At 64.5% G+C, this 2,399-nt stretch carries 3 protein-coding genes; all 3 read right to left on the reverse strand.

All coding sequences use genetic code 11. The features are described from left to right. Nucleotides 1-98: 98 nt before the first annotated feature. Nucleotides 99-227 carry a hypothetical protein gene (locus ACS5Q1_RS47575; protein WP_473104734.1) on the reverse strand — a complete coding sequence of 43 codons (129 nt, stop codon included), beginning with the start codon at nt 225-227 and terminating at the stop codon, nt 99-101. A 111-nt stretch (nt 228-338) separates the two neighbouring features. Continuing rightward, entirely contained in the window at nt 339-1,772 is a 1,434-nt protein-coding gene (locus ACS5Q1_RS47580; RefSeq protein ID WP_473104735.1) for a DUF7986 domain-containing protein, read from the reverse strand. A gap of 159 nt (nt 1,773-1,931) precedes the next feature. Continuing rightward, nucleotides 1,932-2,399: tyrosine-type recombinase/integrase (locus ACS5Q1_RS47585; RefSeq protein ID WP_473104736.1), on the reverse strand; the 468-nt coding region annotated here is incomplete at its 5' end.

The raw sequence follows: 2,399 nt of genomic DNA on the forward strand, positions 1-2,399 counted from the left end.
GAAGCGGCCGTGCGCACCGTCGTCGATACGGCTCGGCTCACGCCAAGTGTCACCGTCTTCGGCACCATTCTCGCTACCGTCAGCGCCTGAAACCAGCCTCAGCAACGGCGTGGGTAATTACCTTCGCTGGGATCCGGCTCGACCTCAGGCACGGGTGTCGGCAAGTCAGGCTGCGGCGGCACGGGAATGTCCGGCTGTGGCGTATCAGGGTAAGGGATGTCCGACATGGAAACGTCCTCAGCGTGTTGTGCGAGAATTCATGATCGCCGCGCAGGTTCCTCGTCGCACAGCTTTCATCGACCGAAAGCGAGATGCGACGACACCAAGACCGGCGTCTATTAGCGCCTGAGCTTCTCCAGACCCAGATCCCGCCAGAGCCATGTGAAGTCGTAGCTCGCCATCGGATCGTCGGGCGGCCTCCCGCTCTTCGACTGGTTCTCGATGTGCTTCAGCCACTCTGCCACCTTGCGCCGGCCCGCAGCGGTTTGCGCGGCAGCCCGTGGGCTCAGATCCCCGAGCGCCGGGATCGGCTCGTCGAGAGTCTTGCGGTAGTGGTCGGTGAGAGCACCATGGACGAGCTCGGCCTGCAGTTCGGCCGGCAGCTCGCTGGCCCTATCCGGCTGGACGTCTCCATCGCGTCCGGCCATCATCTGGTCGAGGGTTTCGATCTCCGTCAAAGCCGGCCCGACCAGCTCTCCAGCCAGGTCGGCCAAAAGGGCCTGCCCGCGTTCGGCCCGTTCGCGGGAGTTCGCCTCCAGCAGCAACGCCTTATCGGTCAGCTCGATGGTGCCGAGGACCGTCTCGCCCGTGTCGAGTGTCACCTGCATGGACGGCCCCTCCCTGGGAGAGGACTTACTCACCGGCTTGCCGGAGGGACTGTATTGGGCAGGCTGGCGCGGCGCGATCCAGTTCCAGAAGCCTTCGTTCTCTTCCTGGAATGCCGGAACAGCGCGCAGGCGCTCGCGGATCTCAGCGGCAGCGTCCTTCGCGCGCAACGGAAAGCGAACCCGGCAGAACACCACCTCGTCGCCATCGCTGTTGAGAACAGTCGGCAGGCTCTGATCGAGCGCAAAGGCCAGGGCATCATCCAGCCAGATGTTGCTGAAGATCGGTGCAGCCGTTGCCATGAACAGGAGGTCGGCGATCTGGCCATCCTCCCGGGTGGACCTGGGCAGCTGGGCCTCCTTGGCCAGCTTGCGGAACTCGCGCTGGGCCTCCTTCCTAGCCGCTTTGAGCTCGTCCATGAGCAGCGTGGCGGCGCTCGGGCGGAAGGGCAGGAGGCCTCCGGCCAGGATGTTCTTGCCCGACACCGCAACGATCCGGGCGCCGATGTTGTCCCAGACCTGGAGGCTCTTGGTGGCGGAGTGCTCGCTGACCCGGATCGGCTCCCCGCCGCGTAAGAGATCCCGCGCCAGGAAGGATTGGCCAGGCACGATCTCACTGACCTCGTACAGGCTCATGCAGGAGGCCCGCAGCGCCTCTATGTAGCGCCGGTTGCCGGTACTCTCCTTCCAGCCGCGGCGCTTGAGATAGTCCTCGACGATGTTACGTCCATCCGGCTCGATGGCCTGAGTCAGGAAGTCCTCGAAGGCGCAGCCCCACAGGATCATGGCCGCATGATCGCCGATCACCTCGGCGATCTCTTCGAAGTCCATCTCGTAGTCTTCGCACGCTGGACCGAGGTGCAGGTCCAGGACATCTGCAAACGGCTCGCGCCATTCCTCGTGTGTAAGCCATTTCATGAGACCGGAGAGGGAATGGTTGCCGAGCATGGTCATTCGATCCTGGTACGACTGCAAGAGAAGCGCTGGCAATCTGGCGTACAGTGACTGCGTTTCATCAGGACAAGAGCGCTTTGAGCTCAGTGTATCGCTATGGATCTGCCGATCAAAGTTGCTTTCTGAGGCCGTCGCAAGCACTGCTCCAGCTGTTCAGGCCGCTGACGTGCTCTCCCCATTGAGCGGGTGGAGGTCGCGGACCATGTGGTGGAGGCGGGAGGTATCGAGATGCGTGTAGATCTGGGTGGTCTCGATGCCGGCATGACCGAGCAGCTCCTGCAGCACGCGCAGGTCCGTGCCGCCGGAATGCATGTGGGTGGCAAAGGCATGGCGCAGCACATGCGGCGACACCCGCTCGGGGCTCGCCAGCCCTGCGGCCACAGCCGCTTCCTTGATCTCGAGCAGGGCGGCCTGGCGCGTCAGCGCCTTCGTGCCGTTGCGCACCGCGTGGAACAGCCAGGGGGAGGGCGCGCCGCCGGAATAGGCGCGGGCCAGCCTCTGCCATTGGCCGATCGCCTCAATGGCTCGAGCATGCAGGGGCACCAGCCGCTGCTTGTCGCCCTTGCCGCGCACCAAGAGCATGCGGGTGCCTGCAGGTGTGGCATCGGCGGGTAGGGACAG

Source organism: Microvirga sp. GN3 (assembly GCF_055792825.1).

Bases quoted from the DNA above. Each gene is read 5' to 3' on its own strand.
- ACS5Q1_RS47575 (WP_473104734.1), bottom strand. From the start codon at position 227: ATGTCGGACATCCCTTACCCTGATACGCCACAGCCGGACATTCCCGTG.
- ACS5Q1_RS47580 (WP_473104735.1), bottom strand. From the start codon at position 1,772: ATGCTCGGCAACCATTCCCTCTCCGGTCTCATGAAATGGCTTACACAC.